This is a genomic window from Nocardia sputi (genome assembly GCF_023501985.1).
Genome location: NZ_JAMFLC010000003.1, coordinates 68,855 through 93,767, shown reverse-complemented (window position 1 = coordinate 93,767; position 24,913 = coordinate 68,855). Strand labels below are relative to the sequence as shown.

Sequence of the window (24,913 nt, the reverse complement as noted above, 5' to 3'; positions counted from 1 at the left end):
ACTTTGCCAAGAATTGCATGCCGCCGTCGCGACCCGCGTGGGAACGAGCCACCGCTGACGGCTGGCCACCCGTTCTGACGAATAGCGCAAGCTTCGAATACATGCACGCCACCGGTGGCCGATGGGCATGTCGCGAGCGGTAGCCGTCGCCGGTGCGCCCGACCAGGAGTGTTCGATCAGCTGCGGGTGCAGCGTCCGGAACGCATCGATCAGCCCGCAGTCGGTGGTGAGACGACGGTAGAAGTCGTATTCGAATTCGACGAAGAAGCGGTAGCGCGGTTGATGGTCGGGTTCGAGAACGTTCAGCTCGCCCAGGAACACCGTCTGGTCTCTCGGTCGCGCGGCGGCGAACAGGTGGTGGAGCGTGTTCGGTAAACCCCGCCGCGGCAGGTCCCGGCGTCCGGGTCCGGCTGTCCACGACGATCTCGTCCGCCGGAAATTCGCTGTGGATCGTCCGAACATGTTGTGGCTCAGCGATATTTCCGAACATCGCATGAACGCGCCGAGTTTGGCGAGGATGCGCGAGACGTGCACACCGGCGGTATTGGCGCTGATGAACAGTTCGGGTCGGATCGTGGGCTATTGCATCGACTTGCGAATGAAATCACGGCTCGCGGTCACCGCATTGCACAATGCCGTCGCCCGCCGTGGCGAGGTGGCCGGCTGCATCGTCCACACCGACCACGGCAGCCAATTTCGTTCCAGGCTTTTCATCCACGAGATTCCGGATGGACGGGTCGATGGGCAGGGTCGCAGCCGCGGACGACAACGCCGCGATGGAGAGCTTCTTCGGCCTGCTGCAACGCAACGTCCTGGACCGGCATCAGTGGACCAACCGTGAACAACTCCGGATCGCGATCGTGACCTGGATCGAACGCACCTACCACCGGCGCCGACGCCAAACCCGACTCAGACGTTTGACCCCGATCGAATACGAAGCGATCATGACCCCAGCAGCCCGACAGGCTGCATAACGCCTGTCACCTCATCGTGCAGCAGCCCCAACCGGGGAACAACACACTCGCTCGCCCGAGACGCGCGCGCCCGGTCTGCTGATTCTTGGGCGAGGATGGCTGGTGCCCGCCGGCGCATCGAGTTTGCATCAGCTGGGCCCAAGAACGAGGTTGGACCACGTAAGCATTCGCCAGTCGGGCTTCCGGTCAACCGTGCGACCGAGGTACCTCCTCAGAGGCGGAACGGGGTAGAGGGCGGGAACACGACCGGCAATGCTTCCAGTGCTCGGTGGAATGGGCCAGGGCGCCATACAAGAGCCTGCTTGGCGACCGCTAGCCTCAGCTCTGGGAGGGTGTCGAGGAGTTGGTCGATGACTTCCTGCGCGAGCAGGAGACCGTAGGGTCGAGCGTGAGCTGGGCAGGCGTGCGGGCCGGTGCTGAACGCCAGATTCCATCCGTTGTCCAGGAATTCGCCTGTGTTCATCGCTGGATCGGTGTTGCAGGCGGCCATGCTGATGATGACCGGCTGATTCGCTGGCAGCCAGACGTCTTCGATCAGGATTGGCTGGCGCGGATAGGTGATGCAGTAGTTCGCCATCGGCGGGTCGGTGGCCAGCCTTTCGTGGAGCGCGGTTTTGGTCGACATGTGCATGCTGTCGCCGAAGCGGGTGTCGGTGAGCATCAATAGCAGGGTGTTGGCGATGAGGTTCAATGGGGGTTCGACACCGGCCGCGAACAGCAGGACCAGCTGATGCACCATCTCCTCGTCGTCCAGCCTGGCGGGATGCTGCACCAGTCTCGTGACGACGTCGTCATCGGGGTAGGAGCGTTTGAGCGCGGTAAGGTCGAGCAGCGCTGGGCCCATGATCGCGTTCACTGTTTCGGTATCCACGCCGTCGAACATCGCGGCGCTGGCCTGCGCGACTCGCTCACCGATGTCCGGTGGACAGCCGAGCACCTGGCAGAAGACTGAGAAGACCAGCGGTTGGACGTACTGGCTCAATAGTTCGGCATTCCCGGCCTCGCAGAACGTGTTGATGATGGGGATGGCGGATCTCTCGACCATGGCGCGCAGAAGGTTCAGGTCGATCCCGTCCAGCGCGTCGGTCAAGGCAGCGCGGTAGCGTGCGTGCCTTTCACCGCTGGTGCGGATGGCGTTGGGGCGGGCCTCGATCATCGGCATGATCGGGATGCCTGCGGGTGCGGTCTTCTGCCACACGCTTGGATCGGCGGGGAAGTGGTCGTCGTCGTTGAGAATCCGCACGGCGGTGCGATAACCGATTACCAGGGTCGCGGGGACTCCTGGCCACATCTCGACCGGCACCAACGGTCCGTAGTCTCTACGCATCAGACGGTAGTGTCCGTGTGGATCTGCCGCGAATTCTGGACTGTGGATCGGGATTCGAGGACCGATGCTCTCGATCGGCGACATTGGGTCGGTCGCGGTAGCACCCTGATGCGTGTACTGCGGATACACGAAGTCTCCTTGGTTTCGGTTGCGGCAGCATACTACCCGAGACGAGGACCGCCAGCTGACCTATGTTGTTGTCTATCAACATTATTCGTCACCCATTTTGCCGTATCGGCGGTGCCCGCCCCTGGCTGAGGCTCCAACAGCAGAAGACCTACGAGTTCTGCTACGACCCCGTGGTGGGGGGGGGGGGGGGGGGGCCCCCCCCCGCGGGGGGGGGGGGGGGGGGGGGGGGGGGGTGGGGGGGGGGGGGGGGGGGGGGGGGGGGGGGGGGGGGGGGGGGGGGGGGGGGCCCCCCCCCCCCCCCCCCGCCACCCCCCCCCCCCCCCCCCCCCCCCCCCCCCACCCCCCCCCCCCCCCCCCCCCCCCCCCCCCCCCCCCCCCCCCCCCGCGGCCCCCCCCGCGCCCCCCCCCCCCGCCCCCCGCCCCCCGGGGCGCCGCGACCGCCTGTGCGAGTCCCGGATCCAACGCGATAAGGGCGCCTATGCCGAACACCGCGGCCGCCAGCGCCGCGGATTCAGCGCCGTAGGTCGCGTAGGACGGTGAATTGGTCGGCCGCAGATGCCCACTGCGCTGGGTCGCGGCCTCGCGAGCACGGACACCGAGCGCGGTCAGCCGGGGCTTGCGCACCACCAGCCAATAGCAGAGTGCCTGCGCGATCACCAGCGCGACCACCAGGCCGACCGGGTTCCCGTGCGAAGCGCCCGCGATGACCCGCACCACACCGAGCGCGCCCGTGACCAGGATCGGCATACCCGCGTCACGCAGGCCGTGGCGCATGCCGGGCCCCGGGAAATACCCGAGGTCGACCATCCTGGTGCGCAGGGCGTCGAAGGCGCCGGGCGATCCGTCGACGACTGCGCGGACGGTCTTGCGCTGCCCCACCGTCAACCGGTCGTGCACCGACATCGTGAACGGATCCAGCTGCCCGCGCTCCTGAGCGGTGAGCGTGCGGACCGGCGCGGCCGCCGAATCGATCGCGTCGGCAGCGCGCAGCCGGGCCATCGCCGCCAGCGTGGCGTTCTGGTCGCCGAACAGCATCCCCAGTTCGGGCGGCGTCAGCTCCGCGCCCGGCGCGGTGGCCGTGTCGGTTTCCGGATCCGCGGCCGTGATCCGTGACCGCAGCCAGAATCCGGCGATCACCGCTACGAGCACCAGCGGCAGGTAGAGGGTCAGGAACGTCGGCCCGGAGATCCCCCACGTCTCGCCCGCGGCGACCAGCCCGTCCGAGCCCACCCCGTCGATCACAGTCATTTTCCACCTCGGAATCGGTCCAACCTGCAGTCAGTATCAGGCCGTATCGACCCGTGCGCCATGGCGAATCGCCGCTGGGACGAAAATGGCCGTGATCGACTCGCAGCGTCCGGATGGCGATGGCCGACCGGTTTCCCGCCGGATTGCCAGGGCAATCGGTGACCATGGAAGCTGACGATACGAGCCGAGCGGCACAACCAGCGGGCGCCGCGGCGAGCGGCGCACATCGGTCCGGCCGAGTCACCGGAGACGAGCTGCGCCGATTGCTGGCCACCGACGAACCGGACGCACGCTTGGTCCTGGAAGAGGGGCAAGTGAGGATCGAACACAGTGCCGGGCCGCAACCGCGCGGAATGCTCATCGTCTCGCGAGTCGAACTGGCCGACCGGCTCGGCGACGATCCCGACGCTACCGCACTGGCCGAAGCCGCCGCCGAGCTCGACGCCGAAGTCCGCCTCCGCGGCGCGTGAACCACCACGATCAACCCGCACCCGAACAATCGGATTGCACGGCCGTGCCTGTGAGCGCCACCATATCGGCATGGACATCGAGCCATGCTCGGCACTGGCACCGGGCGTCGGGCCACCGCAACGAATCGAGGTGGGAGAACTGTTGTTGCGGCGGTGGCAGCCGGAGGATCTGCGGCCGCGGCTCGAGGCCGTCAACGCGTCGTTCGACCTCATCCACCCGTGGATGGACTGGCTCGCCGTACCGGCGACACTGGACAGTCAACGCGCCTTCGGCCGGGAAACGGATGAAAGCTGGCCCAGCGCCGCCGGAAGTTTCAACTACGGGATCTTCGACGCAGGCGGCAACGTGCTCGGAGCGATCGGCCTGCACGACCGTCTCGGCTCGCGAGCTGTGGAACTCGGCTACTGGTGTCACGCCGCGCGGACCGGCCGCGGGGTGATCACCCGTAGCGCGGCCGCGTTGACCCGGGTCGCGTTGGCGCTGCCCGGCATCGACCGTGTCGAGATCCACTGTGACGAGGCGAATGTCCGCAGCGCCGCGGTCGCCCGGCGGCTCGGCTACCGGCTCGACCGGATCGAGCCACGCGAGAGGCGCGCGCCCGCGGAGTGCGGCCGCGGAATGTACTGGGTCAAGGAGCGCTGACCCCCGCGCCCTGGTCAGCTGGTCGCCACCGCCGCGTCCGCCGTCGTGGTGACCGGTCCGGTGGGCTCGTGAACACCGGGGCCGAGGTCCGGTGCGTAGAGTTCGGCGATCTCGGTGGCGTACTTTTCGGCGATCACCCGGCGCTTGAGTTTCATGGTGAGGGTCACTTCGTCGCCGCCTGCCTCCCAAAAGGTGGGCAGGACGCGGAACCGTTTGACTTGCTCCACCCGCGAGAGTCGACCGTTGCCCGCGGCGATGCCCGCCGCGATCTGCTCGATGACACCGGCGTCGGCCGCCAGGGCCGCCGCCGAGGGATCGGTCAGGTGGTGGCGCGCGGCGTACGGCCCGGCGGTCTCGGCGTCGAGGACGACCAGTGCGGTGTTGTAGGGCCTGCCGTCGCCGATGACCGCGATGGCCCCGATCAGCGGTGTCGCCGCCTTGATCGCGTTCTCGATATTGGTGGGAGACATGTTCTTGCCCGCGGAGTTGATGATCAGCTCCTTCTTGCGGTCCACCACCCGCAGATATCCGTCCTCATCGATGGTGATCACGTCGCCCGTGCTCAGCCAGCCGTCGGAGTCGACCGCCTCGGCGGTCTTACCGGGTTCCCCGCGGTAGCCCTTCATCACGAGCGGGCCGCGGACGTGCAGTTCGCCGTCGTCGGCGAGCCTGGCCCGCATACCCGGCAGGAGCTTGCCCACGGTGCCGAGCCTGGCGTCCCGGGGGTGGCTGACGCTGCAGATGCAAGTGAGTTCGGACATGCCCCAGATCTCGGCGATCGGGATGCCGAGTCCGGCGAAGAATCCGAGCGTTTCGGCCGGGATGGGCGCGGCGCCGGACATCGCCCAGCGGACGCGGTCGAGACCGAGTTTCGCGCGCAGCCCCGACAGGACCAGTTGGTCGGCGCGCGCCCACTCGGCGGCTACCGAATCCGGGACCGGCTCCCCGTTCAATTGATGCGCACTGCGCTGCGCGGCGACCGCCAGCGCCCAGCGCAGCGCGGCTCGCCTTACTTCATCGGGTTCGTCGGCGACCGCGAATTCGACTGCCGCTTTGAGCTTTTCCCACACTCGAGGCACCGCGCCCCAGATCGTGGGGTGCAGGTCGGCCAAGGCGCTGCCGATCCGGCTCGGGTCGGCGACGCAGGTGACCTGGGTGCCGAACACCTCCTGGAAGTAGAGCGCGGTCAGCCGGTCGGCGATGTGCGCGGTGGGCATATAGGAGGTGATGGTGTCCCCGAATCGGATTCCCAGCACTTGATCGACGGCGTAGCACTCGAACATCAGGTTCCCGTGGGTCGTCTCCACCCCTTTGGGATTGCCGGTGGTGCCCGAGGTGTAGATCAGCGTGGCCACGTCTTCGGCCCGCACTGCCCGCCAAACGGCCTCGAAGTCGAAGTTCCGGTCGCCCGCGGCGATCAGGTCTGCGACCGACAAGGTCCCTCGCGGTGCGTCGTCGAGGCAGACGATGTGGTCGAGTTCGACCCCGCTGGCGCGTACTCGCTCGACATATTCGGGTTCGCACAGCACCAGGCGGACACCGGCGTTGCCGAGGACGTACGCGATCTGCTCCGGCGACGCGGTGTTGTACACCGAGAAACTGGTCGCGCCGAGGTGCTGCGCCCCGACTTCGAGTGGATAGAACTCGATGCGGTTGGACATCATCAAGGCCACCGCGTCGCCGCGCCGCACCCCCAGCCCCGCCAATCCGGTGGCGACCGTCCGGACCTGCGCCGCGTAGTCGCGCCAAGTCAGAGTCGCGGCGTCCCCGGGAGTCCGAAGCGCGACCGCGTCGGGGTCGACGCTCGCGTTGTGTTGAAAGGCGGCGGGGAGTGTGTCGAAGCGTCGAGTACTCACGCAGGGATTCCCTTCGGATCAGAGGAAGCGTGCCGGCTGGATCGAGGTGGGTGGAAGGGTCGGGAGACGTCAGGACCGTGCTGTGCGGGCTTCCACCCTGCGCAGCAAGTCGTGGACCCGGGCGTCGCGGGCGAGGGCGTGGTCGAGGACGACGTTGATCGCGCCGCGCAGCAGGGCATAGGGCTCCCAGCCTGCCGGTGCGATGGTGCGCGCCGCGCGGCGCTCGATTCCGTCGGCGATGGTCCGGGCCGCGTGCGCGGCCGAGATCCGTACGTTCAACGGCCACGGCAGTAGATCGTCCAGCTCACGGCCGAGTTCGTCGTGATCGAGCGTGTCGTGCGTCATCCGGGTGTCGACTATGCCGAAGTAGGCGATGCCCGCGGTAGCGCCGAAAGGCGCCAGCTCCACGCGCAGCGCCCGGCCCAACTGTTCGACCGCCGCTTTGCTGATCATGTACGGCGCTCCGGCCATGCCGGGCGCGAACGCCGCGCACGAGGAGACCACGACCACGTGGCCACCGGCGGCGACGACGTGGTCGAGCGCTGGGCGCACCGTGTTGAACGCACCGGTGAGGTTGATGTCCATGACCCGATCGAAGTCGCGGCCGTCGAGGGTGCGCACCGTCGACGGACGAGGCACCACCCCCGCGTTGGCCACCACCACGTCCAAGCGGCCGAAATGGTCGGCGGCCCGGTCCACGACCGCTTCCATCGCCGAGCGGTCGGCGACGTCGGCGGCGACGGCCAAGGCCCGGTCGCCGAGCGCGGCGGCTGCCGCGGCGACGGCGTCGTGGTCGACGTCGACGAGGACGACCGCGGCCTGCCGCTCGTGCAGCATGACCGCCAGCTCGCGCCCGATCCCGCGGCCGGCGCCGGTGATCAAAGCGACCCGTCCCTCGACGGCATACCCGCGTCGCCCGCGAACGAAGGAGAGAAGGTCGCCCATCATCGGCTCACCTGGTAGGCCGCGGTGTCGAACCGGCTGGTGCGGTGCCGGTATTCGAAGCTCCAGTTCGGGTAGAGACCGGCATTGAGACCATCCGGCGTCTGGTAGTAGCTCTGGCATCCGCCGGTGAGCCACACCGTCGACGAACTACGCCGGGCCATCTCCGCGACGAAAGCCGCCTGCGCCGCGGGCCGCACCTCGATCCGCCGCGCTCCGGCCGCGCGCGCGTTGCGCAAGGCGTCGACGATATAGGCGATCTGGGATTCGATCATGTAGATCGCGGACTGGTTGCCCGCGGCCCCGAAGGGTCCGAGCGTGCAGAAGAAGTTGGGAAACCCGGCGACCGTGACACCGAGATAGCTCTGCGGTCGCGTGCGGTAGAGCTGTGCCAGCGTTCGACCGTCGCTGCCGGCATAGCGCTCGTAGGCGCTGGGGATCGAGGTGAAACCGGTGCCGAAGATGATGGTGTCGACCGCGTGCTCGCTGCCGTCGCGCAGCAGGATCGAACGCGGACGGATCTCGGCGATGGCCTCGGTGAGGACTTCGACGTTCGGCTGGTCGAGCGCCGGGAGGTAGGTGTCGGAGAAAATGGCGCGTTTGCAGCCGATCACGTAGTCGGGGGTGAGCTTCGCGCGCAGGTCCGGATCGCGCACCTGACGCGACAGCTGCCATCGGCCCAGCGCTTCGTAGGGATGCCGGAAGCGTTGGTCGACCAGTGAGATGAGTCCGAACGTCTCGATCGCCGCGTAGAACCCGCCGCGAATCACGCGCTGCGCCAGCGGGATACGCCGGAGCAGACGTCGCTCCAGTTCGGACGTACGCCGATCCATGCGCGGGACGATCCACGGCGCCGATCGCTGCAACAGCAGCAACCGGGCCACTTTCGGCTGGATCTCCGGTACGAACTGCACCGCGGAGGCGCCGGTGCCGATCACCGCGACCCGCTCACCGGTGAGATCGTGCTCGTGATCCCAGTGCAGTGAGTGGAAGGCCGTGCCCGCGAAGGACTCGATGCCCGGCAGCGGCGGGTACTTCGCCTCGGCGAAAAGCCCGGTCGCCGAGAGCAGGAAGTCCGTGGTGAGCGTTCCTCGCGAGGTCTCGATCCGCCAGAGCGAACGCTTCTCGTCCCACCGGGCGTCGAGCAGTTCGGTGCCGAACCGGATGTGCCGGACGACATCGTGTTCGGTGGCCACCGCGCGGATGTACTCGAGGATCTCCCGCTGCCGCCCATAGGTGCGCGACCAGTCCGGATTGGGTGCGAACGAGTAGCTGTAGAGGTGTGATGGCACGTCGCATGCGCAACCGGGGTAGGTGTTTGCGCGCCACGTACCGCCGAGGTCGTCGGCTCGTTCGAGGACGACCAGGTCGTCGAACCCGGCCTCGCGCAGCTTGATCGCCAGGCCGATGCCGCCCAGTCCCGCACCGATGATCGCTATCGGTGTGTGCTCGATCCGATCGGCATTCACCGGCGCTTCCTTCCGTGCAGAACCGCCACGAGCAGGTCGACGATCGTGTCCACGCGGTGGTCCCGCCGGAACGATGTCAGCGGCAGCGGAGACGGGAAGCGCTGACGGGTGGCCGCTTTGGCGTAGGTGAACTCCCTGAGCCCGTCCGGCCCGTGGACGCGGCCGAATCCGGAGGCGCCCACGCCGCCGAGCGGCAGAGCGGGGATGGTCGCGTGCGCGACGAACGCGTTGATCGAAACGCCGCCCGCGCGAATGCGGTCGGCGATGTCGCGCCCGTGGCGGCGGGCGAAGACGGTTCCGCCCAGCCCGTACGCCCCGCGGTTGACCAGCTCGACGGCCTCGTCCATGTCCCGGACCTTGGTGACGGTGAGCGTGGGACCGAAGGTCTCCTCCGTCACCGCGGGTGCGTCCTCGGGGACGTCGACGAGGACGGTCGGCTGGACGAACTGACGATCGATGCCGTCCGGGCCTCCGAGCACGGCCCGGGCGCCACGGGCGATGGCATCCTCGACGTGGCGGCGAATGATCGAAAGCTGTTTCGGCATGGTGATGGGCCCGATCTTCGAATCCGCCTTACCGGCCTCGATCCCGGTCGCCGCCGCCACCAGCTCGGCGAGGAACTCGTCGTAGACCTCGGCGTGGACGTAGACGCGCTCCACGGCCAGGCAGGTCTGTCCGGCGTTGGACAATCCGCCCCATACCGCCGCGTCGGCCGCGGCCTCGAGGTCGGCATCGGCGTCCACGATCAGCGCGTCCTTGCCGCCGCACTCCATCAGCACCGGGGTGAGATTCTGCGCGCACGCGGCCATGACGAGCTTGCCGGTGGCGGTGGAACCGGTGAACCCGATCTTCCCGACATCGCTGCGGCACAGCGCGTTCCCGGTAGGGCCGAGACCTGTGACCACCTGGAGGGCCGGTGCGGCGGGCGCAGTGCGAGCGAAGGCCTCCGCGAGCCAAAGCCCGACACCGGGGGTGTACTCGCTGGGTTTGAACACCACGGCGTTCCCGGCGGCCAGCGCGAACGAGATCGACCCGAGCGGAGTGAAGACCGGGTAGTTCCACGGTCCGATGACGCCGACCACTCCGAGGGGAAGGTACTCGACCGAGGCCGCATGATTGAACGTCAGCATGCTCGACGGCACGCTCCGACGCCCCAGCACCTTCTCGGCGTTGGATGCAGCCCACCGCAAGTGTTCGAGGGCCATGGCGATCTCGAGCTTGGCGTCGGAGATCGGTTTGCCCATCTCACGGTGGATGACCTGTGCCAATCCCGCGCGTCCCGAGGCGATTTCGGCGCGCCAGGCGTTCAGGTACCGAGCGCGTCCGGCGAAGCCGAGGCCGCGCCACCAGGCCGCGGCCTCGTGGGCGGTGGCGACGACGGCATCGACGTCGTGGCGGTCGTGGACCGGATAGGTGCCGACCACCTCACCGGTGGCCGGATCGTGCACGTCGAAGGTCGACACCGCGGGCTGTACGGGATTGTTCGTCGAGACTTTCAACGACTCGTCTCCCTCGATCGGCGACGGATAGACAACAGGTGTCCCTTTCGTTCAGCGGTCTCAGAGATCGACCACGAGGTGGTCGCCGGCGGCACGAGAGACGCAGACCAGCATCTGGTTCTCGCGTTCGGGCGCGGTGAGCAAGCGGTCACGGTGGTCGACGGCCCCGTCGACCACCGTGACCTTGCAGGTGCCGCAGAAACCCTGGCGACAGGAGTAGGGGGCGTTCGGCAGTGCGCGGTGGATCGCGGTGAGCGCCGATTCGTCGGCCCCGACCCGGACGGTGGCGCCGGTGCGGATCAACGTGAGGTCGAACTCGGCGCCGTCGACGACCGGGAGGGCGGAGAACCGTTCGGTGTGCAACGATCCGGTCGGGTTGAGTTCGAACATGCACCGCTGCGCCGCCTCGAGCATCGGTGGTGGTCCGCACACGTACACCGCGGCGCCGGGTTCGGCGCGAGACAGCAGGGCGGCGACGTCGGGTGGACCGAATTCGTCGTCCGGCCGGATTTCGGCATCCGGCAGGTCGGCGAGAAACGGCATGGTCTCGCGGGAGCGGCCCAAGTACACCAGGCATCCACGCGTACCCGCCGCCTCGACCATCGGGAGGATCGGTGTGATGCCGATGCCACCGGCCAGGAACAGATACGAGGGCGCGTCGATGAAAGTGAACGCGTTACGCGGCCCACGGATCCGCAGCGGATCACCGACCCGCAGCGATCGGTGTATCTCCCGCGATCCGCCGCCGCCCTCGGGAATCAGCCGTACGGCGATGCGATAGCGGAAGCGGTCGGCCGGGTCGCCGCACAGGGAGTACTGGCGCTGTCGGCCCGACGGCAAGAACACATCCACGTGCGCCCCCGGTCGCCACGCGGGCAGCGGCCCGCCATCGGCCGCGCGCAGGGTCAGGCTCACCACGTCGGCCGCTTCGCGAGCGATGCCGGTGATCGTGGTGTCCAGATCGAATCCGGTGCGGCGCACCGCGTTCGGGCGCGACAGGAGTGCGGCGGCGCGGCCGGTGACGAACAGCTTGCGATAGATGTCCATGACGTCGCCGAGCAGACGTAATCCCGTCGGCGCCGGGCGGTCGGCCACGGCCGGTGGTCCGCTCATCACCGCGCCGCCCGTGCTGCCGGCGAATGCGCCAGGTAGCGTAGCGCTTTGTCCATCGGGCCCAGCTGGGACGGATGGAATCCCGGCCGCAGATACCGCGGCATCTCGGTGAAGAACACCGTCCATTTCGGGATGACGCCCCGCCGGGTGGCGCTCCAGAACTGCAGACCCCAGAACCGGCCTTTCCGCGGCGACGGATCCTTCCGGTACAGACAGGCGGTCGAGACGATGAACAGCGGCAGCAACGTCGCGCTCGCCAGGATCGCCGTGCGAGCCTTTCGCGCATAGCTGCCGTCCAAGTGCATGAACGCGTCGTAGACGACGCTGCGGTGCTCCACCTCTTCGGCGCCGTGCCACCGGACCAGGTCCAGCATCGCCGGATGCATGCCTTTCTCCTCGAGGATGTCGGCGTTGAGCAGCCATTCCCCGAGTACCGCGGTGTAGTGCTCCATGCCCGCGAACAGCCCCAGTCGTTCCTTGAGCCACTCGTCGCGCGCGCGTCCGGTCAAGCCGTGGTCTCCGAGGATGCGATCGACCAGCCAGGCGACTTTGGCGACGTAGGAGTCGACGTCCAAGCCGATCGCTTGCAGATGCCTGCGCGCGGCTTCGTGACTGTTGGCGTGCATGGTTTCCTGCCCGATGAACCCCGTCACCTCCTCCCGCAATCGCTCGTCGTCGATGTGCGGGAGAGCTTCGGCCAGCGCCTGTGCCATGGCGCGTTCCCCTTCGGGCAGCACCAGGTGCATCACATTGACGATGTGGGTGGCCAGGGCTTCACCCGGCACGTAGTGCATGGGCACGGAATCGAAATCGAAATGGACGTCGCGCGCGGTGATCGCATGCGCTTCGTCGCGATACCGGCGCTGGGTCGCGCCCGCCTGCTCAGCCATGACCCGACCGTACATAACTACAAATCATATTGCAATGTTGCAGCAACAACTAGGCTCGAATGTTGCAGAAAGGATCGGCTTTGCTAGCGTTGGCCTATGCCCACCGCGTCGAAGAGCCCTGCGAACAGCGAAAACGCTGCCAGTGACCTCGTCACCCGGATTCTGGACGCGGCCTTGGTCCTGTTCGAGCAGGTCGGTGTCAAGAAAACAACGATCGAGGAAGTGGCCAGGAAGGCAGGCGTCGACCGGGTAACCGTCTATCGCCACGTCGGAGGCCGCGACGACCTGGTGCAAGCCGTGATCAGTCGCGAGGTCGCCGCGGTACTCGCCGAAATCGCCGAGATCCCCAATCGCCACGACGATCTCGGCGATCTCGTCGCCGACATCTTCGTTACCGTCATCACCCGCTGGCGCACGAATCCGCTCGTCGACCGCATGCTGGCCCTGGAGCCCGCGCGTGTGGTCTTGAAACTCACCGTCGACGGCGCGGGACCCTTCGCGATGTCCGTCCATACCACCGACACCGCGCTCCAGCGCGCCGTCGAGCGGGGAATACTCCCGCCCGCTACGGATTTGACCACCCGTGCGGAAATCGTGTGCCGGATCGTCCACTCGCTGATCCTCGCCCCGCACGGGCTCACCGAACTGCGAACCGACCGGCAACTCGGCGATTTCGCTCGCACCTACCTGGTGCCCGTGGTGGCCGGACCCAACGTCCTGCCCGGCTGACATCCGAGCGCGCGAGACCCCCGCGCCGTCGTGCTGATGCGCGCGAATGCTCGGTTCCGGCGCGACAACCGCTTTCGGCGACTTGTAGGGTTCGGGCAGCGCCGGAAGAATGTCCGGCGAAGACGCGGAGGAAGGGACGGCGGGGATGTCGGACGCTTCGGTCGAGGTGCTCCTGGACGACTTCGAGAACAAGGACAAGTGGGAGGTCGCGGCAGCGGGGGCGGACCGGACGCATCTGACGACGTTCGCCGAGGGCGCGCCGGGCAAGAGGCCCGGGGTGTACCCCGATGGCGTCGCGGGCGCCGACTACCGCGCGCTCGTGCTGTTGATCCGGTCGGCGACCGACGATCTCGAGGTCGAGCTCGACGTTCGGCCGGGGCAGTCCTTCTCGATCGCCGGACGGTTGGAAGCCTTGAGCCTGTGGGTGCGCTCGCCGCACGCGTCGATCCGGGTGTCCGCGCGGCTGCGCGGCGCGAGCCGGGACGAGCGAGAGCTGGACTTGGGGGACATCGCCGCGAACGGAGAGTGGCGACCTCTCACACGGGAACTCGCCGACCCGATGGACGACGCCGACCTCATAGCTTTGACGATCCGGCTCACCCAGGTAGTGAAGCGGGAAGGCGAAGTGATGATCCTGCTCGACGACCTGACCGCCCGCACGACGGCATAAGAGCGACCGGCAACCCGCTGCCGCTGCAACCGCTTTGCTTCGGGCCGCCCTGCGAATGGTCATCGTGGGGGGCCGGAAGCGATCAGCCCGTGAGCCATCTGAAGTCCTTGCGGCTCACCCTGTCCAACTTCTCCTGTCCCCGAAGTGCTTCGACGCGTGCGGATGTCGGCCGGAACGAGTAGTTGTCCATATGGCGACCCCGGGTGTGCCGCCGAACAGCGCCCCGACGAAGTCGTACCCACGCGCAACCTGTAGGCGCTCGGTGGCAATGTGCCCCCTGGGCTCGGCCGGTAGCTGCCTCGATGCTGACAATCCGCGGGGGGAACCGAACATTTCGGACCTGAAATTAGCTAGAAGTGTGCTGAGTTATGCGTGCCTCTCCGGCCGCTTCCCCGTGTCCGGAATCGCCCGGACGGTGATGAACGGTTCGCCGCGCATCGTCCCGCTGATCATGTCACATGCTTCCCGATGCGGCTCCGTGCTTCTGGCGCACTTGGCGCCGAAGAAGGCGACTTCATGATCTTGCCATCCAGACTGCTCCAGCCAACGAAGAGATGAGGTAGCTGCACGTTGACTATCTGCTGATCGTGAAGGAGGAGGGTTGGCGAACGCGATGAACTGCAAGGTGGCCGTCGTCGGCGCGGGCTTCGGTGGCATCGGGATGGGAGTCGCGCTACGACGCGCCGGGATCACCGATTTCGTGATTTTCGAGCGGGGTTGCGACGTCGGCGGTGTCTGGCGGGACAACACCTATCCGGGGTGCTCCTGCGATGTGCCGTCCCACTTGTACTCGTTCTCGTTCGCCCCGTATCGCAGTTGTCGCGTCCGGTTTCCGCGCCAACGGGAGATTCTCGACTACCTGCGCCAGGTTGCCGCCGACCACGGGTTGGGCCCGCATCTGAAGCTGGGTGTCGCGATCGAGGAGGCGACCTACCTGGAAGCCGAGGGCCGCTGGGAACTGACCACTTCCTGCGGGCAGCGCGTGCTCGCCGATGTGGTGATCTTCGCCGTGGGCCAGTTGCACCGGCCGAATGTGCCGGATTTCCCCGGTCGAGCCGATTTCGCCGGACCGTCCTTCCATTCCGCGCGATGGGACCACGACCAGGACTTGCGTGGGAAGAACGTGGCCGTGATCGGCACCGGCTCGAGCGCGGCGCAGATGCTGCCGACCCTGGCCGCGACGGCGCGTCACGTCCGCGTCTTCCAGCGCACGCCGCACTGGGTGCTGCCCAAACCGAGTTCCGGCTTCGGACCGGTCGCCCGAGCGGCGCTGCGGCTGCCGGGCGCCCACGGCCTGTACCGCCGGGCCCTGTACTACTGTGCCGACGTCGTGCTCACACCGATCATGCGCCGGGGCTGGTCGTCGCGGCCCGCCGAATGGGCTGCCCGGCGGTACCTGCACAGCCGGATCAGCGACCCGCGGCTGCGCGCGAAACTCACCCCCGGCTATCCCATCGGCGGCAAGCGCATAATTTTCGACAGCCACTATTACACGGCGTTGACACGCGAGAACGTCGACCTGATCACCGCCCCCATCACCCGGATCACCCGCGACGGACTACTCACCGCCGACGGCGCGCATCATCAGGCCGACGTGATCATCTACGCAACCGGCTTCCGCGCCCCGGAATTCCTGGTCCCGATCAGCGTGCGCGGACGTGGGGGAGTGCTCCTGCACGACCAATGGAGCTCGGGCGCGACAGCCCTGCTCGGTGTGGCGGTTCCCGGCTTCCCGAATGCCTTCCTGATCGCCGGGCCGAACAGCTTCAACCCGGCAGGCAGTAACCCGGGTATGAAGGAACTCCAGATCGACTACATCATCCGGTGCCTGCGCTGGCGGGACCGGATCGGCGCTTCCGCTATCGAAGCCCGGGCCGCCGCGATGCGGGCGCACCAGCAGTGGATCGAACGAGCCGTCGCGACGACGGTGTGGCCCACCGTCGAGCAGAGCTGGTACAAGCACAGCAGCGGGCGGGTCACCAACCCCTGGCCTGCCTCGGCCCGTGCCTATGACCGCGCGTTGCGGCGACCGCCCGACGAATCGTTCCGCGCTGTCTCCCTCGATCCGGCGACGCCGGATCGCAAGCCTGCGCCACGAGCGAAGCGCGGGCGACCCCCAGCCGTGCCGGAGCGTTCCGAACCGGAACCGACTGCGGTGATCCGCACCGAATAGGGGTGTGCTCGACGGGTCAATGTCCTGATGCCACGGGCTCGTACAGGGCGATGTGCCAGGGAGAGCCGGGCGTCGGCTGTATGACCGCGCGGCGTTCGTGTGGTCCGGTGACCGGCTGCCCCGCCGCGAACCCGTTGGCGCGCACCCGGTTCAACGCGGATTCCAGGTCGTCTACCTTGATCGCGAGGAACGGGGTGTCGTCGTCGCGGTCGGTGCCCGCGAGCATGACACGGACGCCATCGCAGTCGAACTGGGCCCAGCGGTCGCCGTCTACGACGGTGGGCTCGGCGCCGAAGACGGCGCTCAGCAGTGCCACGGTGGCGGGTAGGTCGTCGGTGGGGTAGGCGGGGCTGAGCCGCTGGATCGTCATGGGTGCTCCGTAACAGTCGAAGGCGCAGGTTGGTTCAGCAATGTCCCGCCGCGCGTGCGCTGCGAATGGCCGCGTATGTGGCGGTGTTCGCCCGCACCGCCTCGGGCAGGTGGACGGCCATGCTCATGAAGCCATGGAACATGCCGTCGTAACGGTGGACTTCGGCCGCGACACCGGCTTGCCCGAGCCGCCGCCCGTAGTCTTCGCCCTCGTCGCGTAACGGATCGAACTCGGCGGTGACGATGTGTGCCGGCGGAAGTCCGGACACCTCGGCGCTGAGGGGGTTGACGTACGGGTCGGCGCCGTCGTGCGAGCCCAGGTACTGGCTCCAGTACCAGCGCAGGTGCGCGGCGGTGGTGAAGTAGCCTCTGGCGTTCTCGCGGTAGGAGTCGGTGGCGCACGCCGGGTCGAGCATGGGGTAGAGCAGTAGTTGCCGGGCGATCGGAGGACCGCCCCGGTCCCGTGTCATCAGCGCCATGACGGCCGCGAGATTGCCGCCCGCGCTGTCCCCGGCCACGACGAGGCGGGCGGGATCGCCACCCAACGACTCGGCATGGTCGGCGACCCAGCACAGCGCGGCGTAGGCGTCCTCGGCCGCGGCGGGAAACCGGTGTTCGGGCGCCTGCCGATAGTCCACCGACACCACGATCGCCCCCGCTCCGACGGCAATGGCCCGGCAGAACCGGTCATGGCTGTCGAGGCCGCAGAGCACGAATCCACCGCCGTGACAGAAGATCACGATCGGCGCCCGCCCCGCCGCGGCTGCGGGCCGATAGATCCGGACCCCGACCTCGGGTGCGCCCGGCGGGCCGGGAATCCGCCGCTGCCGTACCTGCGCGACGGGGATCGGCTCGAGGACGGGCGCTGGACGAGCGGCGAGTAGCCTGCGCGCCTCGGCGGCGTCGAGCACCGCGGTGCCCAGTTCGGGAAACGCGGCGCTCGCGGCATCGACGATCGCCCGCGCCTCGGGTGTCAGCGGCATCGTGCTTCGCTCCTTCGGCTATCGCTGCGCATCCGGCGGCAGGAACTTGCCCGCTGCCAGCCCGCCATCGATCGTCACTTCGGCGCCGGTGATGTAGGCCGAAGCGTCCGAGGCCAGGAACGCGACCAATTCGGCGACTTCCTCCGGCGTGCCGGTGCGTTGCAGCGGTAACGCCGGAAAGCTGCCTGGCCCGGTGGTCAGATACGGCACCATCGGCGTCGCGATCGGGCCCGGATGCACCGAATTGACCCGGATACCGGCCGGGCCCAGCTCGAGCGCCGCGGTCTTGGTCAGGCCGCGCAGTCCCCATTTCGAGGAACCATAGGCGGAGTGGCCCATCAGCCCCTCGAGGCCCGCCTGCGAGGAGATGTTGACGATCGAGCCACCCCCTGCCCGCGTCATCGGACCGACCGTCGCGTGGATGCCGCGGAACGGGCCGACCAGGTTGACGCGCAGGATCCGCTCGAGCTCCTCGGGCGAGGTCTCCGTGAGCGGCCCGGCGGTGTAGACGGCGGCATTGTTCACCAGGACGTCCAGCTTGCCGTAAGCCGAAATCGCCGCGCTCACAGCGGCATTCCAGTCGTCACCGCTGCTGACGTCGTGCCGGACGAAACGCGCCGCGCCGCCGAGGAATTCGGACAGTTCCGTGCCCTCGGCCTCCAATACGTCGGTGATCACCACTCGGGCGCCGCGTTCCACGAACAACCGGGCTTCGGCAGCACCCTGTCCCCGGGCGGCCCCGGTGATCAAAGCGACTTTTCCGCTCAAATCGACCATGTCGAACTCCTCGATGTCTTCGGCGCGGGAATCAGTGGTTGCGGAAGTGGGGGATGACCTTCTCGCCCCAGTGCCGGATGGTCTCCAGGCAGGCCTCTTGCGGCACGGTGCCCATCTGGATGAGGCAGAGGATCTCGTCGGCGCCCGCGTCCTGCAGGCGCTCGACATAGGCGATGGCGTCCTCGGGGCTGCCGTAGGCGTGTTCGACATTGAAGACCGAGGTGGCGCCGGTCCGCACCGGGATCTTGGCCTCGTGCAGGTAGGCCACATGGTCGTCGGCGGCCTGCTTGATGGCGGCGACCTCGTCCGCGTTCGGATCGACCGCCTCGTCGGGGGCGGGTCCCGCACCGTAGTAGTGCTTGATGGACTGCGCGAAGAAGCGCTGCCCGCGCGCGCCGATCTGCTGGGCCCTCTCCCGGTCGTCGAGGACGATGGTCGGGCACAGCGCCGCGAAGTGATCGTTCACGACGGTGGACACGAACCGCTCACCGGTGCGGACGGCGATCGCCTCGTCGTAGGTGCGCCGCAGATCCGCGATCTCCTCCACGCCCGCGAAACCGAGGACGAGCGCGCCGATTCCGTAGTCGGCGGCCATCTTCAGGGTGTCCTTCTTGGTGCAGGCCATGAACAGCGGCGGATGCGGCAACTGCTCCGGCCGCGGCAGCAGTGAGTGCGGTGGAACCTGCAAGAGCTCGCCGTGGTACTCGAATTCTGCTTCCGGGTCCTGCCACGCCTTGCCGATCATCCGCAGCGACTCCTCGACCTCCTGGTAGGTGCGCTCGGGGTCGACACCGCACATCGACGTCTCGACCGGCGTCGCGCCGCGACCCGCGCCGAGGTCGAGGCGGCCACCGGACAACACGTCGAGCATCGCGGCGCGTTCGGCCGCCCGCACCGGGTGGTTGAAGTGGAACGGCATGCACACCACGCCGTGGCCGATCCTGATCCGCTCGGTCTTGGCGGCCACCCAGGTCAGGAAGACCTCCGGTGCGCTCATGTGCGCGTACCACTTCAGGCCGTGGTGTTCGACCGCCCAGACGGTGTCGAACCCCATCCGGTCGGCGAGCACCGCCTGCTCGACACAGTCGCGCAGCACTTGGTGCTCGTGCTCGCGCGACGGGTCGGCCATCTGGGCTTCGAAGATCATCGAGAACTTCATCCGGTCTCCTTGTCGATCGCCCGATCCGGGCGAAATCCGGTTTCGTCGGGGTGGCTCGTCCCGGCGGGGGACGGCCGGAAGCTGTATGCCTAATCGAAATATGACCGCCGGAACCTCTCAGGTCAGGAGCTAGTCCCGCTGGCCGGGACCGTTCGGTGCCGGGCGCTTTCCCCGGTCCTAGCGTCGGTGGCGAATGACGGTCAGAGAGGACGGGAATCGGTGGGACAACTCGACGGCATGGTGGCGCTGGTCACCGGCGGGGCGCGCGGTATGGGCGCCGAGCACGTGCGGCAGTTCGTCGCCGAGGGCGCGCGAGTGGTGTTCGGTGACGTGCTCGATCACGAGGGAACGGCGCTGGCCGCCGAGCTGGACTCCGCCGCGCGATACGTGCACCACGACGTGACCAGCGAGGCCGATTGGGCCGCCGCGGTGTCCGAAGCGGTCACCCATTACGGGCGGCTCGACGCGGTGGTGAACAACGCGGGCATCCTGCGTTTCGTCCCGATCGTGGAGATGGGCCTGGCGGACTTCACCACGATCATGGCGGTCAATGTCACCGGCACCTGGCTCGGCATCAAGACCGCCGCGCCGGTGCTGGCCGAGACCGGAGGTGGAGCGATTGTGAACGTCTCCTCCGTGGAAGGATTCGTCGGCGCCGCCGGTCTCTCGGCATACAGCGCCAGCAAGTTCGCGATCCGCGGCATCACCAAGTCGGCCGCCCGGGAGCTGGGCCACTTGGGCATTCGGGTCAACTCGCTGCACCCGGGTGGCATCGCCACGCCGATGACCGCGGGGGTGTCCGGAGCATCGGGCGTCGACGGCGACGACTTCTTCGCGAGCTTGCCGATTCCGCGCTGGGGGCAGCCCGCCGAGGTCTCCCGTGTGGCGGTGTTCCTGGCCTCGGACGCGGCCAGCTACTGCACCGGAGGCGAATTCGTCGTCGACGGCGGCATGCTCACCGGTTGCGGATACTGACGGAAGCGACGCGATGACTCAGGAATTCGAATTCGACGTGGTGGTCGTCGGTTCCGGCGCAGCGGGCATGACCGCCGCCCTGACCGCTGCCTACCGCGGCCTGTCGGTGACGCTGATCGAGAAGAGCCGATCCTTCGGCGGTTCCACCGCGCGTTCGGGCGGCGGTATCTGGATTCCCGACAACCCGGTCCTGCGGCGCGAAGGGGTGCCCGACAGTCCGGAGCTGGCCCGCACCTATCTCAAAGCGGTGGTCGGCGACCGGGTTCCGGAGGCCAAGCAGCGGGCGTTCCTCGATCGCGGGCCCGAGATGATGCGCTACCTGGGCGCTCGGAGCAAGCATTGGGAATTCGTCTACGACCGTGGCTATTCCGATTATCACCCGGAGTTTCCCGGTGGATCGGCCCAGGGACGCAGCATCGAGCCCGCGCCGCTGGACGGACGGCTGCTCGGCGGCGATCTGCACAAGATCAACCAGCCGACCATGTCCGGCCCGAAAGGAATCGCTTTCACCGTCAGCGACTTCCACGACCTGAACATGATCGCCCGCACCTGGGCAGGAAAGCGCACCGCGATGAAGGTCGGTGCGCAGGCGGTGCGCAACAAGCTGCTGGGGCGGCTGCCGCTGAGTCTCGGCAAGGCGCTCGCGGCCCGGCTGTGGCTGTCGCTGCGCGACGCCGGGGTGCCGGTGTGGCTGAACACGCCGCTGACCGAACTCCTCACGGAGGGTGATGCGGTGGTCGGCGTGCGCGCCGAGCACGACGGGAGGCCGGTGGTGATCAAGGCGCGCCGCGGCGTGGTGCTGGCGGCCGGCGGCTTCGAGCACAACCTGGAGATGCGCAAGCAGTACATCAGCGGTCCCCAGTCCACCGACTGGACTGTCGGCGCCACCGAGAATGTCGGGGAGGGCATCGTCGCGGGCCAGAAGGTAGGTGGTGCGGTCGATCTCATGGACGACGCCTGGTGGGGCCCGTCCGTGCGCAATCCCGACGGTCCGCCGTTCTTCTGTCTGGCCGAGCGTTCTCAGCCCGGCGGCATCATGGTCAACCACGCCGGTGAACGATTCGTCAACGAGTCGGCCCCGTATGTGAACGTGGTGCACAAGATGTACGAGCGGGAAGCGGACGGCGGCGGGCACATTCCGGCGTATTTCATCATGGATCAGCGCTTCCGGGACCGGTATCTGTTCCTGAGGAACTTCCCCAAACGTCCTCTTCCCCGGAAGTACCTGGATGCGGGGATCATCTCCCAGGCCGGGACCCTCGCCGAGCTCGCGACGAAGATCGGTGTGCCCGCGGGGACGCTGGCCGCGACGGTGCAGCGGTTCAACCGCTTCGCCCGTGCAGGTCGCGACGAGGACTTCCGGCGTGGCGATTCCGCCTACGACCGCTACTACGGCGACCCGACCGTGCGGCCCAATCCCTGTCTCGCCCCGATCGAGCAGGGTCCCTTCTACGCGGTCGAGATGGTGCCGGGCGACCTGGGCACCAAGGGCGGTTTGGTCACCGACGAGCACGCCCGCGTCCTGGACACCGACGATCGCCCGATCGCGCGTCTGTACGCGGCGGGGAACAACTCGGCCTCGGTGATGGGCAACGACTACGCGGGTGCGGGCGCGACCATCGGTCCCGCCATGGTCTTCGGCTACATCGCGGCCGACCACATCGCGGGCGGCCGGCCCGGCGGCACCGCGCGGTCGACGGATACATCCATTGAAGGAGAGGGCTGATGGGCCGGGTCGAGGGCAGGAACGTCATCGTGACCGGCGGCGCCCGGGGGATGGGCGCGGCCTTCGCGCGGCGGCTGGTTGCCGAAGGCGCCACGGTGGTGATCACCGACGTCCTGGTGGACGAAGGTGCCGCGCTGGCTTCCGAGCTGGGCGGCGACGCCGCGACCTTCCTCCCGCTCGACGTCACCGACGAGGCGGCGTGGAACGACGTGGTCGCCTATACGGAAAAGGCCTTCGGGCCGGTCTCGGGCCTGGTCAACAACGCGGGCATCGTGCACGTCGATCCGATCGAGAAGCTGTCGGAAGCCGACTTCCGCAAGGTGATCGACGTCAACCAGGTCGGGGTGTTCCTCGGCATGAAGGCGGTGCTGGGGTCCATGTGCCGGGCCGGAGGCGGCTCCATCGTCAATATCTCCTCGATCGGCGGCATCATCGCCTTCTCCGGCATCCTCGGCTACACCGCCTCCAAGTGGGCGGTGCGCGGCATGACCAAGACCGCCGCGCAGGAGTTCGCTGCCTACGACATTCGCGTCAACTCGGTGCATCCCGGCGTCGTCGCCACGGAGATGACCGCCGATTCGGCGCGCTCGCAGGATATGTCGGGCAACCAGCCGATCCGCAGGCCCGGCCGCCCGGAAGAGCTGGCGAATCTGGTGCTGTTCCTGATCAGCGACGAGTCCAGCTTCAGCACCGGCTCGGAATTCGTGGCCGACGGCGGCTACACCTCCCTGTGACAACGCCCGGCAGGGCAAGCCGGCGGGCCGACCGCCGATCGAGACAAGGAATCAACCCGTGAAGAATTTCGAGGGCAGGACCGCGGTGATCACCGGCGCGGGCGCCGGAATCGGCCGGGCATTGGCGGTCGAGCTCGCCCGCCGCGGCGCCCGTCTGGCGCTTTCGGGCCGTCACGCGGACAACGTCGCCGAGACCGCGGCGCTGTGCGCGGCGGAGGGCGCGCAAGCCCGCGCCTACGAACTCGACGTGACCGACCGGGACGCGGTCTACCGCCACGCCGACGAGGTGGCCGAGGACTTCGGCCGGGTCAACCTGGTCGTCAACAACGCCGGAGTCTCGCTCACCGCGAACGTGGAAGAACTCAGCTGGGCGGACTTCGAATGGATCGTGGGCATCAACTTCTGGGGCGTCGCGCACGGCACCAAGGCGTTCCTGCCCCACGTCATCGCCTCCGGTGACGGGCACATCGCCAACGTGTCGAGCATGTTCGGCCTGGCCGCGTGCCCCAGCCAGGGCGCCTACAGCGCGACGAAATTCGCGATCCGGGCTTTCACCGACGCGCTGCGGCAGGAGATGAACATCGCCGGGCACGCGGTGGGCGTCAGCAGCGTGCACCCCGGCATGATCAAGACCGAGATCGCCTGGAAGGCGCGGGCGGGCGGCGATCGTGATCGCGACGCCTTGGCCGCCAACTTCGACCGCCTGGCCAAGACCACCCCCGAGCACGCCGCGCGGGTCATGGTCGACGGCATCCGCAAGAACAAGGCGAAGATCTTGATCGGCACGGACGCGCGCGTGATCGACTGGCTGCCAAGGCTGTTCGGTGCCGGATACCAGAAGATCCTCACGGCTCAGATGAAGAACGAAGTCGCCTAGAACAACGGCCTCGCCGCGCGGTCACGAAGGACCTGTTTGAGAACCTTTCCGCCGGCGTCGCGGGGCAGGGACTTCACGAACTCGATGCGTCGCGGGACCTTGTAACCGGCCATGCGCGTGCGGGCCCACCCGGTGATCTCCGCCGCCGCGATGGTCGCGGGACCGGTGCGGACGACGAAGGCGCAGCCCACCTCGCCGAGCCGGGGATCGGGAACGCCGACCACCGCCGCTGCACGGATCGCCGGATGTGTGAGGAGGATTCGCTCGATCTCGGCGGGATAGGCGTTGAAGCCACCGACGATGAACATGTCGGCGAGGCGGTCGGTGATGCGCAGGTAGCCGTCGGCGTCCATGGTGCCGATGTCGCCGGTGCGCAGCCAGCCGCCGGAATCCACGGCCGCGATGGTGGCCTGCGGATCATCGAGATAGCCGTGCATGACGTTGGCACCGCGAACGACGACTTCGCCGGGCGCACCGGCCGGCACGGGCCGACCGGATCCATCCACGACGCGCACCCGCACGCCCGGCAGGGCCCTTCCCACCGTTGTCGCGACCAGGTTCGGCGGCGCATCGGGGGAGCAGACCGTCGCGATGCCGGTCGACTCGGTCAGCCCGTAGCCGGTGAAGACCTTTTCGACGCCCAGATCACGGCGGATGCGTTCCACCAGCCCGGTCGGCACGCTCGAACCACCCGTACCCGCCAGCCGCAGTGACCTCAGATCGTGGGTGATGGATCGGCCGTCGGAGAGCAAATCGTGGAAGAGCGTAGGGGGACCAGTGAGCACGGTGATCCGCTCGCGCTCGATGACGCCACAGATCCGCTCCGGATCGAAGCGGCCCACCGGCACCATGGTGGCGCCCCGCAGCAGGCACGCGATGACCCCCGCCTTGTAGCCGAAGGTGTGGGAGAACGGGTTCACCAGCAGATATCTGTCGTCGCCGCAGAGAGTGACGGCATCGGCCCACCGGGTGAACGCCACGATCGTCTGCCGGTGGGTGGCGGGCACACCCTTCGGCGCACCCGTGGTGCCGGAAGTGAACAGAATGTCGGATGCGCGCGCCGTCGCGCCGCGCCCGATCGGCCAACACCGCCGGGATCGTCGCGAGCTCACCGGTCGCTTCGCGCCGTCGATCCATGCGGCGATGGTGGCGCACCAGCTGGGCGAGCGGTGGCGATCAGC

General features: G+C 68.1%; 23 protein-coding genes and 1 pseudogene. 11 read left to right on the top strand and 13 right to left on the bottom strand.

Features of this window, described 5'->3' with window-relative positions; all coding sequences use genetic code 11:
* The first annotated feature begins 168 nt into the window (after positions 1–168).
* Positions 169–375, top strand: a complete 207-nt coding sequence (locus tag M8859_RS05305) for a hypothetical protein (protein ID WP_159925770.1) — start codon at positions 169–171, stop codon at positions 373–375.
* Positions 353–974, top strand: a pseudogene (locus M8859_RS05300) (transposase); the annotation flags it as partial. The gene M8859_RS05305 and the pseudogene M8859_RS05300, both read left to right, overlap by 23 nt.
* Positions 975–1,185: 211 nt before the next feature.
* Here M8859_RS05300 and M8859_RS05295 read toward each other — a convergent pair.
* Together M8859_RS05295 and M8859_RS37515 are read right to left on the bottom strand one after the other, a co-directional pair.
* Positions 1,186–2,385, bottom strand: coding sequence for a cytochrome P450 family protein (locus tag M8859_RS05295; protein ID WP_195139422.1), 1,200 nt, complete (start codon positions 2,383–2,385; stop codon positions 1,186–1,188).
* A 126-nt stretch (positions 2,386–2,511) separates the two neighbouring features.
* Positions 2,512–3,678: a TIGR04222 domain-containing membrane protein gene (locus tag M8859_RS37515; protein WP_372492856.1), complete on the bottom strand. Its 1,167-nt coding sequence runs from the start codon at positions 3,676–3,678 to the stop codon at positions 2,512–2,514.
* Positions 3,679–3,836: 158 nt separating this feature from the next.
* On the opposite strand from M8859_RS37515, the gene M8859_RS05285 reads away from it, so the two are divergent.
* Both M8859_RS05285 and M8859_RS05280 read left to right on the top strand, forming a co-directional pair.
* Complete coding sequence (locus M8859_RS05285) at positions 3,837–4,148, top strand: hypothetical protein (protein WP_249643936.1); 312 nt, start codon at positions 3,837–3,839, stop codon at positions 4,146–4,148.
* Positions 4,149–4,218: 70 nt separating this feature from the next.
* Positions 4,219–4,791, top strand: coding sequence for a GNAT family N-acetyltransferase (locus M8859_RS05280; RefSeq protein WP_159925728.1), 573 nt, complete (start codon positions 4,219–4,221; stop codon positions 4,789–4,791).
* Between the two features lie 14 nt (positions 4,792–4,805).
* Here the strand turns inward: M8859_RS05280 and fadD11 are convergent, their stop codons facing one another.
* The 6 genes from fadD11 to M8859_RS05250 all read right to left on the bottom strand — a co-directional run bounded on the left by fadD11 (position 4,806) and on the right by M8859_RS05250 (position 12,560).
* Positions 4,806–6,647, bottom strand: coding sequence for a fatty acid--CoA ligase FadD11 (gene fadD11 / locus M8859_RS05275; protein WP_159925726.1), 1,842 nt, complete (start codon positions 6,645–6,647; stop codon positions 4,806–4,808).
* 69 nt (positions 6,648–6,716) lie between these two features.
* Positions 6,717–7,595, bottom strand: coding sequence for a short-chain dehydrogenase/reductase (locus tag M8859_RS05270; protein ID WP_321209656.1), 879 nt, complete (start codon positions 7,593–7,595; stop codon positions 6,717–6,719).
* Complete coding sequence (locus tag M8859_RS05265; protein WP_249643935.1) at positions 7,592–9,058, bottom strand: flavin-containing monooxygenase; 1,467 nt, start codon at positions 9,056–9,058, stop codon at positions 7,592–7,594. Before M8859_RS05265 ends, M8859_RS05270 begins: the two co-directional genes overlap by 4 nt.
* Complete coding sequence (locus tag M8859_RS05260) at positions 9,055–10,557, bottom strand: aldehyde dehydrogenase family protein (protein WP_195071943.1); 1,503 nt, start codon at positions 10,555–10,557, stop codon at positions 9,055–9,057. The genes M8859_RS05265 and M8859_RS05260 overlap by 4 nt, the downstream gene beginning before the upstream one ends.
* A 60-nt stretch (positions 10,558–10,617) precedes the next feature.
* Positions 10,618–11,670, bottom strand: coding sequence for a PDR/VanB family oxidoreductase (locus M8859_RS05255; protein ID WP_372492854.1), 1,053 nt, complete (start codon positions 11,668–11,670; stop codon positions 10,618–10,620).
* Positions 11,670–12,560, bottom strand: coding sequence for a metal-dependent hydrolase (locus M8859_RS05250; RefSeq protein WP_159925720.1), 891 nt, complete (start codon positions 12,558–12,560; stop codon positions 11,670–11,672). Before M8859_RS05250 ends, M8859_RS05255 begins: the two co-directional genes overlap by 1 nt.
* 96 nt (positions 12,561–12,656) lie before the next feature.
* Here M8859_RS05250 and M8859_RS05245 point away from each other — a divergent pair, with 96 nt between their 5' ends.
* From M8859_RS05245 to M8859_RS05235, 3 genes are all read left to right on the top strand, one after another.
* The gene (locus M8859_RS05245; RefSeq protein ID WP_159925718.1) at positions 12,657–13,289 is read left to right on the top strand and encodes a TetR/AcrR family transcriptional regulator; all 633 of its coding nucleotides are present in this window, start codon (positions 12,657–12,659) and stop codon (positions 13,287–13,289) included.
* 145 nt (positions 13,290–13,434) lie between these two features.
* Positions 13,435–13,959, top strand: coding sequence for a hypothetical protein (locus M8859_RS05240; RefSeq protein ID WP_159925716.1), 525 nt, complete (start codon positions 13,435–13,437; stop codon positions 13,957–13,959).
* Between the two features lie 601 nt (positions 13,960–14,560).
* Positions 14,561–16,132, top strand: coding sequence for a flavin-containing monooxygenase (locus M8859_RS05235; protein WP_249643934.1), 1,572 nt, complete (start codon positions 14,561–14,563; stop codon positions 16,130–16,132).
* A gap of 16 nt (positions 16,133–16,148) precedes the next feature.
* On the opposite strand, the gene M8859_RS05230 is transcribed toward M8859_RS05235, so the two are convergent.
* From M8859_RS05230 to M8859_RS05215, 4 genes are read right to left on the bottom strand one after another with little or no spacing between them, the layout of a single operon-like run.
* Complete coding sequence (locus M8859_RS05230; RefSeq protein ID WP_195071941.1) at positions 16,149–16,502, bottom strand: VOC family protein; 354 nt, start codon at positions 16,500–16,502, stop codon at positions 16,149–16,151.
* Between the two features lie 34 nt (positions 16,503–16,536).
* On the bottom strand, positions 16,537–17,484 hold the full coding sequence (lipP1, locus tag M8859_RS05225) for a LipP1 family hormone-sensitive lipase (protein ID WP_195071940.1): 948 nt from the start codon (positions 17,482–17,484) through the stop codon (positions 16,537–16,539).
* Positions 17,485–17,502: 18 nt separating this feature from the next.
* Positions 17,503–18,261: an SDR family NAD(P)-dependent oxidoreductase gene (locus tag M8859_RS05220; RefSeq protein WP_159925714.1), complete on the bottom strand. Its 759-nt coding sequence runs from the start codon at positions 18,259–18,261 to the stop codon at positions 17,503–17,505.
* A 31-nt stretch (positions 18,262–18,292) separates the two neighbouring features.
* Positions 18,293–19,420 carry an LLM class flavin-dependent oxidoreductase gene (locus M8859_RS05215; protein WP_159925712.1) on the bottom strand — a complete coding sequence of 376 codons (1,128 nt, stop codon included), beginning with the start codon at positions 19,418–19,420 and terminating at the stop codon, positions 18,293–18,295.
* Between the two features lie 237 nt (positions 19,421–19,657).
* On the opposite strand from M8859_RS05215, the gene M8859_RS05210 reads away from it, so the two are divergent.
* From M8859_RS05210 to M8859_RS05195, 4 genes are read left to right on the top strand one after another with little or no spacing between them, the layout of a single operon-like run.
* Entirely contained in the window at positions 19,658–20,395 is a 738-nt protein-coding gene (locus tag M8859_RS05210; RefSeq protein ID WP_201295260.1) for a glucose 1-dehydrogenase, read from the top strand.
* A 13-nt stretch (positions 20,396–20,408) separates the two neighbouring features.
* Entirely contained in the window at positions 20,409–22,121 is a 1,713-nt protein-coding gene (gene kstD / locus M8859_RS05205) for a 3-oxosteroid 1-dehydrogenase (protein WP_249643933.1), read from the top strand.
* Positions 22,121–22,855: a glucose 1-dehydrogenase gene (locus tag M8859_RS05200; protein ID WP_159925706.1), complete on the top strand. Its 735-nt coding sequence runs from the start codon at positions 22,121–22,123 to the stop codon at positions 22,853–22,855. The genes kstD and M8859_RS05200 overlap by 1 nt, the downstream gene beginning before the upstream one ends.
* A gap of 58 nt (positions 22,856–22,913) precedes the next feature.
* Positions 22,914–23,732: an SDR family NAD(P)-dependent oxidoreductase gene (locus M8859_RS05195; RefSeq protein ID WP_159925704.1), complete on the top strand. Its 819-nt coding sequence runs from the start codon at positions 22,914–22,916 to the stop codon at positions 23,730–23,732.
* On the opposite strand, the gene M8859_RS05190 is transcribed toward M8859_RS05195, so the two are convergent.
* Positions 23,729–24,844, bottom strand: coding sequence for an AMP-binding protein (locus M8859_RS05190; protein ID WP_249643932.1), 1,116 nt, complete (start codon positions 24,842–24,844; stop codon positions 23,729–23,731). The two genes, M8859_RS05195 and M8859_RS05190, sit on opposite strands and share 4 nt — an antisense overlap.
* Between the last annotated feature and the right edge of the window lie 69 nt (positions 24,845–24,913).